This is a genomic window from Bacillus infantis (genome assembly GCF_008180445.1).
GTDB lineage: Bacteria > Bacillota > Bacilli > Bacillales > Cytobacillaceae > Bacillus_AB > Bacillus_AB infantis_B.
Genome location: NZ_VTER01000006.1, coordinates 105,829 through 120,366, shown reverse-complemented (window position 1 = coordinate 120,366; position 14,538 = coordinate 105,829). Strand labels below are relative to the sequence as shown.

Below are 14,538 nucleotides of genomic sequence, written 5' to 3'. Positions count from 1 at the left end.
ACTTGCGGCGGTCCTTAAAACAGCAGCACCAGCTCCTACTTATTATCGGGAACTGGTGCCTTACTGGCCTTTCGTATAATGGCTATAAAAGCCCTGGAAATCAAAAAGGTCAGGGTAAGAGAATAGAAACTGGTAGCCGAACTCCATCCTTTTTTAAATCTAATTAGTCTTGTTCTCTTTTCAAAAAAGTGTTCAACTATAGCCATTGGGCCGCTGAAGCAGACTGACTTAATCAAAATGCCCATAGGGCTCGATGATTTTGTAACCTGATTAAAATAGACACAGGTAACCGGGTAGAGAAGATAGTCGAAAATAAAGCTGACGTCAAATGATTTCACCAGCTTAACTGGGTAGGTTATATAACCTTTTCTGACAAGCAGCTTGTCGAGGATGGAAGAAATGTATCCTTTAAAGAGAAAGATCAGCATCCAGTCTTTTACCGGAGGCTTCCTCATCAAATTGATAAAAGAAATCAATCCAAATACAAGAAGAAATCTCAATGTGTTTTTCTCAAATTTATTCATGCTGTATCCTTCCCGGCTGTGTAATTATTAATGTTACTATCCCAAGAAAGAGGAAGTTGTATTCATCTTGTGCAATTAGAATAAGGCAGCTGAAATGAAGGATTGGCCCCCTTTTTGCAGAATATACATATGTGGCAAACGGGATACTGTGAAGGGGGATTTTCTCTGATGGCTGCATCTAAAATATTTCCTGATCTTGAAACAGAAAGGCTGTTCCTGCGAAAGCCAATTGCAGGGGACACAAAATTTATCTACCAGCTTTTCAGTGATAAAAAAATCTGTGAATTTTTGTATGATGAAGAGCCTTTTACATGCCTTGCGGAGGCAGAGGAATTTGTTGAATCATATAGCAATCCGGAAGAAAGGCTCTATAACCGCTGGATGCTGGTCAAAAAAGAAGATGGGCGGCCGATCGGCACCTGCGGCTTTCATTGCTGGGACCGGACTAATCATATTGCAGAGATAGGATATGATCTTTGGCATGAGTATTGGGGACAGGGCTATATGAATGAGGCATTGAAAGGAGCTATTGGACATGGATTCAGCCGCATGGGCCTGAACCGCATCAATGCTTATGTGGCAATTGAGAACAAAGCATCGAGCAGGCTGCTTGAAAAGCTCGGCTTCGTAAATGAGGGAATCTATCGGGATAAGCATCTGTTCCGCGGCAAGTATTATGACCATTACTCTTACTCGCTGCTGAAGAAAGACTGGGAGCTGCATGCTGGCAGCTGAATAATGGAACTGATAAAATTTACTGTTTATATTTTGGAAAATCCAAGGGGATTCATATTCACTAATATTCGGTATTGACAAACTTTTCCCGAAAATATAATATAATAAGTCCTGCCAACTAAAAATTGGCGTAAGGGGACTGTGAAAGGTTCATTCTTATTTGAGGGGATGGATTGTGATGGATAAAGAAAAATTAATGGAAAGTGCACGTGCTGTAAAACAGGCTGCGTATGCACCGTACTCTAATTTTCCAGTAGGAGCAGCTTTGCTGCTGAAAGATGGAACCGTTATCAGCGGAGTGAACGTAGAGAATGTTTCCCTTGGGGCGACGAATTGCGCTGAAAGGACAGCCATTTTCACTGCTATTGCAAATGGCTATAAAAAAGGAGACTTCCAGGCAATCGCGGTTTCCGGGAACACGGCTGACTTTCTTCCGCCTTGCAGCATCTGCAGGCAGGTGCTGGCAGAATTCTGCTCACCGGATATGCCTGTTTACTTAACGAACGAAAAGAAAGATATACTGGAACTGCCTCTGAAAGAGCTATTGCCTTACGCTTTTACTGATCTGGAAATGTAAAAACAATCATATGAGCCTGCTTCGAACAGTCGAAGCAGGCTTTTTCTATGCATATTTACAGAGAATACGTTTCCGCAGGGAGGTTGATACTAATACAATAAAGCGGATGAAGGAGATCGATCATGAATACGATTAAGCCGATCAAAGTTGGAACAAATAAGACGGATCCCAAAGAGCCATTAACCTCTGCAGAAATGGGGAAGCTTTGGGCGACCTATATGGGAAACAGCATGTCCAAATGTATCCTGTCGTACTATCTTCGCCATGTGGATGATCCGGATATTAAAGTTCTATTGGAAAATGCATTAAAACTATGCAATGAGTTTCTGGATACCACGACCGGAATTTTAAAAGAAGAGAATTTCCCAATACCGGATGCTTTCAGTGAAAAAGATGTCAATTTAGAAGCTCCCCGTTTATTTCATGACGACTATTACGTCCATTATTTGAAATATGCAGTCAAAGCGGGGATGAGCATTTATAGTGTGGGCTATCCCCTTGTATTTAGGCAGGATATTGTAGAATTTCTAAAATACTGTACTCAAGCAACAATGGATTTGCTGGACCAGATTAAACTTATCCTCATGAAAAAAGGCCTGATCATTAAGCCCCCGTTTATTCCTGTACCCGAAAAGGTCGATTATGCTCAAAAGGACTTCTTAAATGGCTTCCTGGGACGCGTCAGGCCGCTGCACGCCCTGGAAATTGCCCATCTTTATGACAACATTGAAAACAATGTGACGAGCAAAGCCTTTATCATGGCCTTTGCCCAAACAGCCAAAAGCGAGAAAATCCGGAAGCTATTCCAAAAAGGGACAAGCATCACACACAGCACTCTGGAGAGGTATATGCAAAAGCTGCATGATGAAAATCTGCCTTCGCCAACCTTTTTAGATGACCTGGTGACAGATTCAACCTTTGCCCCTTTCTCGGATAAGCTCATGCTTTTTCATAAGATGGATATGTTCTCCATGAAGATCAGGGCATTCGGCAATTCACTGGCTGTAAACGGCAGGCATGATATCGGACTCTTATATTCAAAATCCCTAATGAATATCACTCAATTTGTCACTGAAGCATCGGATATTATGATGGAGAACGGCTGGATGGAAAAACCCCCCGAAGCAGCGGAGAGGCAGAACCTGGCTTCCAAATAGTTAAATCAGTCAGCTTCTATACGGGAGGCACTAGAAAACAGCCGCAGCTAAGCTCGGCTGTTTTCTAATCTTGCTATACAACTCTATCCACATTCGTTTCTTGAGGCACTGCCAGTTTATGCTGTCTTCTTAAGCCAAATACAATTCTCAGTCCATTGTACCTGCGTATTGCTGCATGATGAAAAATCATAATTACTGCAAATGCAGCTGTTGCAAGAAAAACAAACTTAAAAGGAATACTCCAATCTAAATGAGCAATCCAGAAGCCTGAAACGATTATGACAGGCTGATGAAGAATGTAAAAAGGCATGGCCGCTTCACTCGCATAAGATAGTGCTGGAGTGGAAGTATTCAAATGCCTATCCCCCAGGAAAAAAATGAACAGCAGGACATTCCATACTAAAAGAACGCGAATAACAGTGAAGATATAAAAGGCAGCAGTCCCATAAGCGGGAAAGCCTGACATGAATACCCATAAAATATAGGCTGATAAGCTGACTGCACTGATCGTACCTGTAAGCTTGCCGCTATTTCGTGCAAAACTTCTGAATGACTCCCGGGCAAAAAAATAATAGCCATAAGCGTACAGCAGCAAGTAAAACAAAATCCCCCAGCTAGCCAAATTTAAGATATCATTCGCCCATAGAGCTGCCACTGTTAAAGGCAGGGGCAAAAACAAGTAATGGGAAATGGCAAAGGAACCATTTCGAATATGCTGTCTCTGCCTCTCATTTAGGAAGAAAGGCAGAGTTAGGGCTGAAAAAATCAGGAGCATCAATAGGTACCAAAGATGATGGCCAAAAAAGGCAAAGTTACCTGTCCCGCCGATTTCTAAATACAGCCCATCGAAATAATGAGGGAAGAATTGAAAGAAAGAACCTTCAAACTGTTTTCCGGTCAGCCTCTCAATATAAACTTGAGGAGGAGAGAGGATAAAAATACCCAAAAGCAGCGGAATGCCAAGGCGGTCCGCCCTTTCCTTCAAAAATGCTCCGGAATGGCGCTTTTTCAAAGCGTGATAGGTGCTGATCCCGGAAATGGCAAAAAAGACAGGCATGATCCAATTGCCGACAGCCAAGGAAAACAGTTCTATGTAGGTTCTATTGATTTCTTCGTTCTTTATATGCCATTCAAATGAGTTAAAGAACATCGAACAATGGTAGAGAAATACAGCCAGCATCGCTAATACCTTAATCCAATCTAAATCATAATGTCTGCTTTTCTCCTGCCCCGGCAGTACCATATAGTTCCCCCCAAGATATGTTCAGTGCGGCTATATATCTCACAGCCGGTTCTATATCAATATTTCAATAGATTACTTGCCTTTATTCAGTGTATATTAATATTTACAAATATAGTATATTATTACAAAAAATACGGAGGTTTGCAGATGATTTATGACCATGTCAATAAAACCATATCCACAGACCGGCTGCTGCTTAGATTGTTCCAGGTTTCCGATGCAGAAACAGTCGCCAGGCTCTGCGACAACTATAATCTTTATAAAAGTACTTTGTACCTGCCCTATCCCTATGTAGTAAATGACGCCCTTTCCTGGATGGAGAATCATCATAATAATTTCTGCAGTGACCGATACTATGAACTGGCAGTGACGGATAGGGAAACCGGTAAGCTGTACGGTGCGATTGCCCTATCCAACAACCAAAATTTCCGCCATGGCGAGCTGGCTTACTGGATAGGTGAGGAATATTGGGGAAAAGGCTATGCCACCGAGGCAGCAGAGGCAGTCATCAGGTTTGCATTTGAAGAAAAGAAGTACCACAAAGTGTTCGCCCGCTATTTCCAGTCCAACCCGGCTTCAGGGCGGGTCATGGAGAAGCTCGGCATGAAGGAAGAAGGAATCCTCGCTGACCATGTACGGAAGGAAGGCCGGTATGAGAGCCTCGTGTATTATGGACTTATAAACCCAGCAGATAAATAGGAACCTTTATAAGGGCTGTCAGTACTAGTATTGAGGTGATCAGATGATAGAAATGCTCCTGCTTTTTGTATTAATGCTGCTTGCAGTGCTTGCCCGCTGGCTGGTTTACGGCGCCTTTGAACCGATGCAGTTTACACTCATTTTTCTGCTTCCTGCAGCAGCTCTTGCTGTTTATATCATCAGCAGGAAGCTGGCGGAGAAAGAACGGACTTATCAGCCTAAAAATATTCAAGGGTGGTCCTACTATAATATCCAAAAAACGCTCCTCATCCGGAAGCCGCTTTTTAAAGGAGATGAGCTGCGGGGTTATGTGAGACGCTATTTTCCGCACAAATGGCAATATGCCTTTGGCGATATTATTGGATTTAACTGGTATCTATGCCTCGAGATCCAGATTGGCCAGGATCTCTATGATGTGCGGTGGCACCGCAAGAAATGGCTGACCAGCCAGGAACATTGGAGCATCTTTAAAAATGGGGAAAGGATTGGCGAAGCCCGTACACTCATTAATATGAAAAATACGGCATCCTTAAAAGAAGCCATCCAGTATACGATCAATGATGACACCTATCTTTCCTCTGCAGCAGCGATAGCGTCCGCAATCTCGCTGACGCGGGAAGGAGAACAGTGCGGAACTTTGAAGCGGCATCATCTTTTAAGCAGCGTCTTTGTGATTGATTCCCGTGAAGACAGCAGCCCAGAAGCCATTGTGGCTTTAATCCTTCATTCATACTTTTTTAAAAATAAATAATGGAGTTGGTTGTTTTGTTATTAGTCAGTTCGTGCCTGGCGGGGCTGGAAGTAAGATACAACGGCAGTCATTGCCTGCATGAGAAGATACGGCAATTGATTGATCAGAAGAAAGCCGTATCCGTCTGCCCCGAACTGCTTGGGGGATTTCCCGTGCCACGGGAGCCTGCAGAAATTACAGGCGGCGATGGAGGCGATGTCCTGGACGGCACGGCAAGGGTCATCGAAAAATCAGGCAGGGATGTAACCGAATTATACATAAATGGCGCCTATGCGGCCCTTAAAAAAGCGGAAGAGCTGCAGGTAAGTACAGTCGTGTTAAAAGAATTCAGCCCTTCATGCGGCAGCAGTGTCATTTACAACGGAGAATTCACAGGCGGGCAAGTGGCAGGTGGGGGGGTGACATCTGCCCTGCTTAAAAGGAATGGCATAAGAGTACTATCAGAAAGAGAATTGGAAGATCTGCTTGAAGCTTTTCAGCTATAAAACACTTGACTGTAATTTTAAGGAGGATTCCTATTATTGTAAAGGGAAACAAATAGTGTTAATCTTGAACAGACATAGTGTCCTTCCTATGTAAAAAGGGGCGATTACACTATGCTTAGTAAGGCGGAACACTTACTGATCAGCAGAGAACTTGGGCGTTTAAAAGTTGAACTTATGCTATGCAGCGATGACCAAGTAAGGAAAAGCATTCAACAGGATATTCTTTTACTCCGCAGGGCGTTAACTATTACTGCTAGAAAATAGCAGTTTTTTTATGCAGTTTTTCCTGCCATTGATGCAAGAAAAGTGAAGAGGGCCCGGCACTGAGCCCTCCATTGAGATATTAAGCGGGAAAAGACCTATTCGATAGTGTGTTTCATAGCCTGGTACATCTTCGCAGTATGTGCATCCAGTTCATCCCGGGACATACGCAGACGTTCGACAGAAGAGCCATAGCCGATTTCTTCTTTGCCCTCCGCCAGTCCTTTAAAAATTCCATCTGCGAATTCATTCAAAGGTTCGCCCTGGGTATGGAGTCCGGCACCGCCTAAGTCCGTGTTGACTGCAGGAGGAGCGATTTCAATCACTTCCACTGGTGTTCCGGAAAGCTGGTGGCGCAGGCTGACGGTAAAGGAATGGAACGCTGCTTTCGTAGCGGAATAGATTGGTGCAATGACGAGCGGTGTAAACGCCAGCCCGGAAGTCACGTTGATGATGGCCGCTTCCGTTTTCTTTGCCAGGAATGGAGCGAACAGCATTGAAAGGTGGAAAGGCGCCTCAATATTTGTAGTGATTTCTTTGTTAAAATAGCCCCAGTCCTTCTTCGCATCTGCTTTCAGCACATTAAAGCGCTGCTGAATCCCGGCATTGTTCACCAGTACATTTACCTCAGGATGATTTTCCTCCACCCAGTCAAACAAGGCCGATCGCTCTGATTCCACAGCCAAATCACAAACTCTTATAATCAGTCCAGGGAATTTCTCCTTAGCTTCCTGCAGGACACTTTCCCGCCGGCCGCAGACAATGACAGTATTGCCGGCAGCAATAAAGCGCTCAGTAAAAGCCAGCCCGATTCCTGCGCCGCCGCCTGTGATCAGTATGGTATTTCCTGTAAGTTTCATTCTTGCACCTCTTCTCATTCGATTGATGATACCCGCTATCCACATAAAACTGGCGATATCCCCACTATGATTGTTGATAATTAAGATATCCACAACCCGATTTCTGGAATTTGCCCGCAATAAAGCGATATCCACAATTACTGTATACCCCTTCGAAGAAAGGTTCAGCAGGCTTCTGCAAGATCATCATAAGGCTCTGGAAGCAATACAAGCCAGCAAACTGTTTTACCCGGCAGGAATTTGCCGGAAAGAATCGAAACTATAATAGTATAAACAATGGGAGGGTCATTTATGAAATTAGCAGAGGCCTTGATTTTGCGTTCGGATTACCAGAAGAGGGTCGAGCAATTAAGGAACCGGCTGAGCCAGAATGCGAGAGTCCAGGAGGGGGATCTTCCGAATGAGGAGCCTCAGGTGTTAATGGAAGAATTGACAGAGATCCTGGTAAAACTAAAAAGCCTGATTCAAAACATTAACCGCACCAATATCCATACCCCTTATGATCAGTCGCAGTCGCTCGCTGACGCACTCACAAGCAGGGATCTGATCGGGCAGGAACGAACGATTTACAGCGACCTGCTGGGGCAGGCAACCATCCGGCATGACCGCTATTCACGGTCGGAAATCAAATATGTTTCAATGATTGATGTGAAAGAAACCCAAAAGTTTGTGGATGAATTATCCCAGAGATACAGGACCCTGGATGTAAGGATTCAGGAATTGAACTGGAAAACAGAATTGATGGAACGCTGATTATTGCTATGGAAGTTGGTAGCGTACGGGAAGGCGAATGCCAAACCCTGCAGCAGGGTCAAGCTGCACTTAATGGTCGGGGTTCGGGGTGGCCCTGAGGTTCAACTCCTCATTCACAGCTCATACCCAGTATTGTAACCTCAGAACCATTTACAGATAACACCTAACAACCGGGCATTGATTCTCGTTTCGTGAGGGCGGATAGGGGAAAATAGCAAAATTTCGCATGAGCGCTGATCTGAAAGGATCGGTGCCCTTTTTATTTTTACAGAGAGGTCTGGATAAAAGAAGGAATGGGAGGAAGGATAATACAATAGATACAGTTAAGGTGGAAGGCTATGAATAACTATACGAATGACAATACAGCCCGAAGGTACAGAGCGCATGTGAGCATCCTGGGAACCACACAGATCCATCTGCAAAATCCCTATATCATTGGCTGGTGGAGTGCCGCTTTTCCTGGATTTGGCCATCTGCTTTTATCTAAATATCTGCGGGGATTTGTACTATTTATTTGGGAAGTATTCGTTAATATTAAATCGAACCTCAATTTAGCAATGGTATATTCTTTTCAAGGAGAAATTGAAAGGGCAAAAGAAATTTTGGAAGTAAGGTGGCTGCTGATATATATCCCCGTCTATATCTTTGCCATCTGGGACAGCTACCGGACAACGGTCGATTTAAATCAGATCCATGTACTCGCAGAAAGGGAAGAGCATCAGTTCAACTCCTTCAGCATGGGAGCTATGGAGATAAACTATTTAGATAAGCGCAATCCCGTTATGGCAGTTGTTTGGTCACTTTTTGTCCCGGGACTGGGACAGCTGTACATACATCGGATTGTGTCGGCATTTTTCACTATTGTCTGGGCAGTCGTCTTTTTTTACTACTCCCATGGTCTTGAAGCTCTTTCGTACTTATTTATGGGGGATATTGAGAAATCGACGGCTGTCTTACATCCGGAGTGGCTGTTATTTTTCCCGTCCTTATACGGCTTTTCATTATATGACTCTTATGTCAACACCGTAGAGAACAATAAGTTATTTAACAAAGAACAGCGGGCATATTTCAGGAAAAATTACCAATCATCCTCTTTTCGGATTCTAAAAGGTCAGAAGGTGAAATGACTAATGCAGCTGTTTTCAACATTTGAACATAGCATTTCACTCGAAATGGCGGTTTCTACTCTGGAGAAGAAGGGAATTAAGCGTGAAAAAATCTATATCGTCCCTTTGGATAATCGCCAGGAGAAGCATAAGCTGTTCGATGGCCTGAACCGTTCTGATGGAACTTCCCTTATTGACATCGGGGCAGCGCTCGCGACTGCCTTCTCTGTTGTCGGGGCTAGCATCGGATTTAAGTTAGCGTGGGGTCCGATCTACTGGGGGCTGATTACCGCAGCTGCCGGTTTCTTGATTGGTGTTGGTATCCGCCTTTTTACAGAAGCAATCGTAAAAAAGAAAAGAAGGCAGCTGAAAGGAGTCCATTCTGAGGTCATCCTCATTGTAGAATGCGAGGACGCTGAAGGTGAGCTGGTTGAAAATATACTGTTTGGCCATTATGCACTTGGAGTGGCGAAGGTGAAGTGAATAGAGGAGGAAGAATTCAGGCTGCTGTTCAGGCGGCTTTTTCTTTTGGAAAGTAATATTGTACCATATCCAGGGTGATCTTAGAGAGAGCCCTTATCATCACTTTCTTTGCGTGCTGATCCTGCCGGGATCTTCGAAGGAAGAGGCTTCAATGATCATTGTAGATTATCAAAAGTTAAGGTGAACCGCCCTCTCAAAACAGGGCGGTTCACCTTAAACGGTTTGCTTAACTAAGCATTGCGGCCGAAAATGACATAGTCTGTTGAGATGGGGAGAATATCAATAATGCTATTTGTATTTAATAGATTATCGAGCTGGCTTCCCCTTTCGGTGACTATCTGCGTTTTATTATAAATATCGCCATTAAAGTTTGTACTCAGCACAATTCCGTTGAGGAACACGTTCTGTGCATTTCCATAGGTAATCGTTCTTGTTTGTCCGGGCGCCAGTGTAAAATAAACATCTCCATCAAAGTTGGCCGGGTTTTCGCCTTGCCGGACGAGGAGAGCAATTTGCAGGGTGGCTGCGCTGCGATTATTAAATGTCTTTTGTGCCATTATTAAACCCCCTTTCCTCTATATTCTATGAATACTGATTGATATGGAGAGGGCTTGTATAGTAGGGAAAATGATCATTTCTGTTTTTTAAAGAAAAATAGACGAGGGAACCTCTGATCTGAGGTTCCCTCGCTTTATTAATTCTGACTCATTCTTCGCTTGGCGCGCAATCTGATCAGCTGGAATCTTATGAAGCACCCGATGCAGAAGCCGAGGATGGCAACGAATGCAGCGAGAGCAACCATGATGGTGAAGATATGGCCCAGGACTGTGAATCCTAATGAATAGGACACCAGTCCTCCGGTAAGGCACACAACTGCAATAACCTGGTTGAACTGCTGCTGGTCCCATTCCTCAGGGATATAGGCAGACGGTTCTTTCTTCAGGAATGTTCTGGCGGCCCGCATGATGGGGTTGAATCCGAACAGGAGGCCCATCAGACCGGCAATAAGCGGGATCGCTAAAATCCACTCCTGCCCGGTCAGCCAGCTGGCAACACCACTGATGACAATGAACCATTGGTTGGTCCTGACGAGGGGACGGGGAATTGAACGTACTGTTTCTGCCATTTATTAATACGACCTTTCGTATAGGGATTTGTGGTTTTATATTATCATACTCATTTTGCAGCAGTTTTGAAAGTGAAAAGTATTTCTCTAATTATAATTATTTTTTTATAATAGACAGTTTAAATGGGGTGTCCGCCGGGTAAAAATTTAGTTGTAACAGCTGTTTTTACCTTTAAGTTCCCCGGTCAATATCATCTTAAGACCTACATAGCAAGAAAATCATTTTACAAAATCATCCTTTATTGTTGTATAAAATTTCCTTAACTAGAAAAGATAAAGGTGATTAATTTGAGGAGGTTATGCAGTTTGGATCAGAATAAGGATAAGAATATGCAAAAGGGCGATGATGTGAAGCGCGAGAAGCTGACGACCCGCCAAGGCCATCCTGTAAGAGATAACCAGAATATACGGACGATCGGCAACCGCGGTCCCGCTACACTTGAGAATTACCACTTTATTGAAAAAATCTCCCACTTTGACCGTGAGGAAGTGCCTGAGCGCGTCGTCCATGCACGCGGTTCAGGGGCATTCGGCTATTTTGAGACATACGGAAAAGTTGGCGATGAGCCAGTCGAAAAATATACCCGCGCGAAAGTATTTTCAGGTGCAGGGAAGAAGACCCCGCTGATGGTCCGCTTCTCCACAGTGGCAGGGGCGAAGGACTCTCCTGAAACAGCGCGTGATCCGCGCGGCTTTGCAGTAAAAATGTACACTGAGGATGGAAACTGGGATCTGGTCGGGAACAACCTTAAGATTTTCTTTATCCGCGACGCGATGAAGTTCCCTGATATGATCCATGCTTTCAAAGCTGATCCTGCTTCAAATGTGCCTAACCCTGAGCGGATGTTTGATTTCGTTTCCCGCACTCCTGAAGCAACGCATATGATCACATTCCTGTTCTCGCCATGGGGCATCCCTGCGACTTACCGCCATATGCAGGGCTCTGGCGTTAATACGTACAAATGGGTCAATGACAAAGGTGAAACGGTGCTTGTTAAGTACCATTGGGAGCCAAAGCAGGGCATCCGCAACCTGACACAGGAAGAAGCGAATATGATCCAGGCGAAGAACGTGGGGCATGCTACACAGGATCTGTATGAAGCGATTGAACGCGGCGACTATCCGGAATGGGAGCTGTATGTGCAGATCATGGAGGATGATTACCACCCTGAGCTGGACTTCGATCCTCTAGATGATACGAAGCTTTGGCCGGAAGACAAATTCCCATGGCTGCCGGTTGGCCGCATGGTCCTTGACCGCAATCCGGTTGACTTCCATGCCGAGATTGAACAGGCTGCCTTTGGAACAGGTGTCCTGGTCGATGGAATGGACTTCTCCGATGATAAAATGCTCCAGGGACGCACTTTCTCATATTCTGATACCCAGCGCTACCGCGTCGGCGCCAACTACCTGAAAGTGCCGGTCAATGCACCAAAAGCGCCTGTCCGCACAAATCAGCAGCGTGGCCAGATGGATGTCCGCGATCCGAAGGAATCCGGGGACAATCCGCATATCAACTATGAGCCATCCATGCTCGGCGGTTTTGAGGAAGTGGGAGAAGCAAGCTCGGCACCGCATCAGCCGACTTATAATGCAGCAGCCATGAGCGCGCCGATCGACCGCCCGAACAATTATGGCCAGGCAGGACACACCTACCGCAGCCTGGAGGATTGGGAGCGCGATGAGCTGATCAAGAATCTGTCCGAAGCGCTTGCTGCGTGCAATAAGCGCATCCAGGACGCTATGGTCGAGCACTTCACACAGGCGGATGAAGATTACGGCCGCCGCGTGAAGGAAGGCATTGAAAAAAGAACGAAAGAGCTGAACGAAATGTCTATGGAAGACAATGTTCCCGGCCGTGAAGCAGGACAATCCAAATACGGCCAAGGCTCATTGTCTGCCAACGAGGCAACGAGAGAAGCCGTGGACAAAGGCCACGAAGCTGATCCATATTAATACGCTATAAGCCGAAGGGCTGCCCGGGACATCAGGATGACTGGTGGGCCGGGCGGCTTTTTTTGTTGGAGAAGGATCTGGATATGGGGGGAGGATGCTGTGAGTCACTCAAGAGAGTGAGTCTATTCAGAGTGTCTCCCGTTTTGACCAAAGTAGAGATGGACTGCATATAAGCAGTCCATCTCTTTTACAGAGTAAGCAACATCAAAGCATTCTCCATGATTGGAGATTGAGATTCGTTTGTTAGGTTCTGTATTGCAGTCGTAGTACCAGTATTTTTCATATATAAGTGGAGATTTTCTTCAAGTAGATCCAGCGTTGCTTTCAAATGGCGGGTGAGCATTTTTTTTTGAAAACCGTAAAGGCAAGCGAAAATTAAGAAAGCTCCCGGGGTTACCCGGAAGCCATTTAACTCTATTTATCACACAGCAGATAGTTGTGGCAGGCGAGAAGACCTGCCTTAAAATCATCGCTTGCCAGCTCTGAGTCATAGGCGCAAACCGATAGGATTCTGCTATCGGACACGATGGCATCCGCTTCTTCTTCAGATGCCAGTAATTTGCTGCTTATTTCTTCTTCGTCCCGCCATTCTACATGAGCCCAGCTTCGTACTACAGCATTCTCTTCTGAATAATTGTCCAGTACCTTTGGAAGATAATCAAAGATTGAATTCACCCGGAAATCGCCTTTTGCATAATAAAAGTCATAGTTGTTTATGAAAACGACTTTCTGCAGGCAATGGTCATCTAATTTTTTGGAAAGTCTATGTTTAATCATTGAAGTCAATCGGTCATTTTCTATAATAACGGAATATTCATTCAGTTTAATTCCGGTGATGATATACTCTTCTACATGCGAGAGGTAAAGCTCCTGGTTCCTGAAAAAATATAGTACATGTCCTTTGGCAAGGCTTTGAAGCTCATTCACTTCGTTTACACGAGTACTTTTCAAATTTGCACCCCATTAAATTATTGACATATTCAGCCTTTCTAATAAGCGTAACATAGTTTTGAATAAATTGATGCCTCCTGAAGCCAAGGATTTAGATTAAGTGCTATAGGACTAGGGGAAGAAAAGATCTCTCTGATTTTAAAAGTATGTCATTCACCTATTTCCATGCATAAGATATCCCGAATAGAAGTGAAGGGACTGAGCAATTATGTATGGATATCATATGTGTCCTTATCCAGTGGAGCGGCTTGCCGGAGTCAGGAGTCAGCCTTTGTTCGGGCACTATCCGCTGGAGGCAGGGTATGGAAGCAACTTTTATTCCTTGCCCCATGGGGATTTTCGGGTACCGCTAAAAGATTATGGCCCCAACCCGTTTGTCGTGAATATTAATGAAGCGACGAAACAGAACAAAAACTTTCGTACAGCACTCTGGACAGGGAAGCACCTGCAGCTGACGCTGATGAGCCTGAAGCCCGGCGAGAACATTGGACTCGAGAGGCATAATAACCTTGACCAGTTCCTCCGTATAGAAAAAGGCCAGGGTGTCGTCCAGATGGGGAAAAAGAAAAATAATCTGGATTTCAGAAGGAATGTATACGATGATTCGGCTATATTCATTCCTGCAGGCACATGGCATAATCTTACCAACACCGGTAATACGTCTCTGAAGCTGTACTCAATCTATGCGCCTCCCAATCATCCATTTGGCACGGTCCATCAAACAAAAGCGGCTGCAGAGGCTGCAGAACAAAGCCGCGGGTACCGCTCCAATTATGGAGGGTATCCTTATGGGTGGGGGTATTAGGCTGAAAAGATTAAAGAGGGCTGCCGGGAAGGCAGCTTTCTCTTTGATATAATTATGGTTAATTAT

At 44.7% G+C, this 14,538-nt stretch carries 17 protein-coding genes; 11 read left to right on the top strand and 6 right to left on the bottom strand.

All coding sequences use genetic code 11. The annotated features are described in order from the left end of the window. Positions 1 to 35 precede the first annotated feature (35 nt). Complete coding sequence (locus FZD51_RS11870) at positions 36 to 524, bottom strand: CBO0543 family protein (RefSeq protein WP_148974968.1); 489 nt, start codon at positions 522 to 524, stop codon at positions 36 to 38. Positions 525 to 692: 168 nt separating this feature from the next. Between FZD51_RS11870 and FZD51_RS11865 the strand changes: the two genes are divergently transcribed. The 3 genes from FZD51_RS11865 to FZD51_RS11855 all read left to right on the top strand — a co-directional run bounded on the left by FZD51_RS11865 (position 693) and on the right by FZD51_RS11855 (position 2,993). Next, a complete protein-coding gene (locus tag FZD51_RS11865; protein WP_148974967.1) occupies positions 693 to 1,259 on the top strand; it encodes a GNAT family N-acetyltransferase in 567 nt (188 codons plus the stop codon). 178 nt (positions 1,260 to 1,437) lie between these two features. Continuing rightward, positions 1,438 to 1,836 carry a cytidine deaminase gene (locus FZD51_RS11860; RefSeq protein WP_009794465.1) on the top strand — a complete coding sequence of 133 codons (399 nt, stop codon included), beginning with the start codon at positions 1,438 to 1,440 and terminating at the stop codon, positions 1,834 to 1,836. Between the two features lie 122 nt (positions 1,837 to 1,958). Continuing rightward, positions 1,959 to 2,993: a DUF3231 family protein gene (locus FZD51_RS11855; protein ID WP_094767938.1), complete on the top strand. Its 1,035-nt coding sequence runs from the start codon at positions 1,959 to 1,961 to the stop codon at positions 2,991 to 2,993. Between the two features lie 73 nt (positions 2,994 to 3,066). Here the strand turns inward: FZD51_RS11855 and FZD51_RS11850 are convergent, their stop codons facing one another. Next, positions 3,067 to 4,236 (bottom strand): acyltransferase family protein, encoded by a 1,170-nt coding sequence (locus FZD51_RS11850; RefSeq protein WP_148974966.1) that lies wholly within the window; start codon positions 4,234 to 4,236, stop codon positions 3,067 to 3,069. 147 nt (positions 4,237 to 4,383) lie between these two features. Between FZD51_RS11850 and FZD51_RS11845 the strand changes: the two genes are divergently transcribed. From FZD51_RS11845 to FZD51_RS11835, 3 genes are read left to right on the top strand one after another with little or no spacing between them, the layout of a single operon-like run. After that, positions 4,384 to 4,935, top strand: a complete 552-nt coding sequence (locus FZD51_RS11845; protein WP_148974965.1) for a GNAT family N-acetyltransferase — start codon at positions 4,384 to 4,386, stop codon at positions 4,933 to 4,935. Positions 4,936 to 4,978: 43 nt separating this feature from the next. Continuing rightward, positions 4,979 to 5,686, top strand: coding sequence for a hypothetical protein (locus FZD51_RS11840; protein ID WP_094767941.1), 708 nt, complete (start codon positions 4,979 to 4,981; stop codon positions 5,684 to 5,686). Positions 5,687 to 5,700: 14 nt separating this feature from the next. Continuing rightward, the gene (locus tag FZD51_RS11835; protein WP_141195020.1) at positions 5,701 to 6,171 is read left to right on the top strand and encodes a 2-thiouracil desulfurase family protein; all 471 of its coding nucleotides are present in this window, start codon (positions 5,701 to 5,703) and stop codon (positions 6,169 to 6,171) included. Between the two features lie 359 nt (positions 6,172 to 6,530). On the opposite strand, the gene FZD51_RS11830 is transcribed toward FZD51_RS11835, so the two are convergent. Next, on the bottom strand, positions 6,531 to 7,292 hold the full coding sequence (locus FZD51_RS11830) for an SDR family oxidoreductase (RefSeq protein ID WP_148949937.1): 762 nt from the start codon (positions 7,290 to 7,292) through the stop codon (positions 6,531 to 6,533). Between the two features lie 291 nt (positions 7,293 to 7,583). Here FZD51_RS11830 and FZD51_RS11825 point away from each other — a divergent pair, with 291 nt between their 5' ends. The 3 genes from FZD51_RS11825 (at position 7,584) to FZD51_RS11815 (ending at position 9,634) form a co-directional block, all read left to right on the top strand. Continuing rightward, the gene (locus FZD51_RS11825) at positions 7,584 to 8,045 is read left to right on the top strand and encodes a DIP1984 family protein (protein ID WP_148974964.1); all 462 of its coding nucleotides are present in this window, start codon (positions 7,584 to 7,586) and stop codon (positions 8,043 to 8,045) included. A 338-nt stretch (positions 8,046 to 8,383) separates the two neighbouring features. Further along, positions 8,384 to 9,172 (top strand): hypothetical protein, encoded by a 789-nt coding sequence (locus FZD51_RS11820; protein ID WP_148974963.1) that lies wholly within the window; start codon positions 8,384 to 8,386, stop codon positions 9,170 to 9,172. Positions 9,173 to 9,175: 3 nt separating this feature from the next. Then, positions 9,176 to 9,634, top strand: a complete 459-nt coding sequence (locus FZD51_RS11815; RefSeq protein WP_148949934.1) for a hypothetical protein — start codon at positions 9,176 to 9,178, stop codon at positions 9,632 to 9,634. Positions 9,635 to 9,864: 230 nt separating this feature from the next. Here the strand turns inward: FZD51_RS11815 and FZD51_RS11810 are convergent, their stop codons facing one another. Both FZD51_RS11810 and FZD51_RS11805 read right to left on the bottom strand, forming a co-directional pair. Then, positions 9,865 to 10,191, bottom strand: a complete 327-nt coding sequence (locus FZD51_RS11810; RefSeq protein ID WP_009794454.1) for a hypothetical protein — start codon at positions 10,189 to 10,191, stop codon at positions 9,865 to 9,867. Positions 10,192 to 10,328: 137 nt separating this feature from the next. After that, the gene (locus FZD51_RS11805; RefSeq protein WP_148974962.1) at positions 10,329 to 10,760 is read right to left on the bottom strand and encodes a DUF4395 domain-containing protein; all 432 of its coding nucleotides are present in this window, start codon (positions 10,758 to 10,760) and stop codon (positions 10,329 to 10,331) included. Between the two features lie 330 nt (positions 10,761 to 11,090). Here FZD51_RS11805 and FZD51_RS11800 point away from each other — a divergent pair, with 330 nt between their 5' ends. Further along, a complete protein-coding gene (locus tag FZD51_RS11800; protein WP_148975346.1) occupies positions 11,091 to 12,716 on the top strand; it encodes a catalase in 1,626 nt (541 codons plus the stop codon). A gap of 414 nt (positions 12,717 to 13,130) precedes the next feature. Here FZD51_RS11800 and FZD51_RS11795 read toward each other — a convergent pair whose 3' ends face one another. After that, positions 13,131 to 13,667 carry an MEDS domain-containing protein gene (locus tag FZD51_RS11795; protein WP_148974961.1) on the bottom strand — a complete coding sequence of 179 codons (537 nt, stop codon included), beginning with the start codon at positions 13,665 to 13,667 and terminating at the stop codon, positions 13,131 to 13,133. A gap of 208 nt (positions 13,668 to 13,875) precedes the next feature. Between FZD51_RS11795 and FZD51_RS11790 the strand changes: the two genes are divergently transcribed. Continuing rightward, positions 13,876 to 14,472, top strand: a complete 597-nt coding sequence (locus FZD51_RS11790) for a cupin domain-containing protein (protein ID WP_148974960.1) — start codon at positions 13,876 to 13,878, stop codon at positions 14,470 to 14,472. Positions 14,473 to 14,538 lie beyond the last annotated feature (66 nt).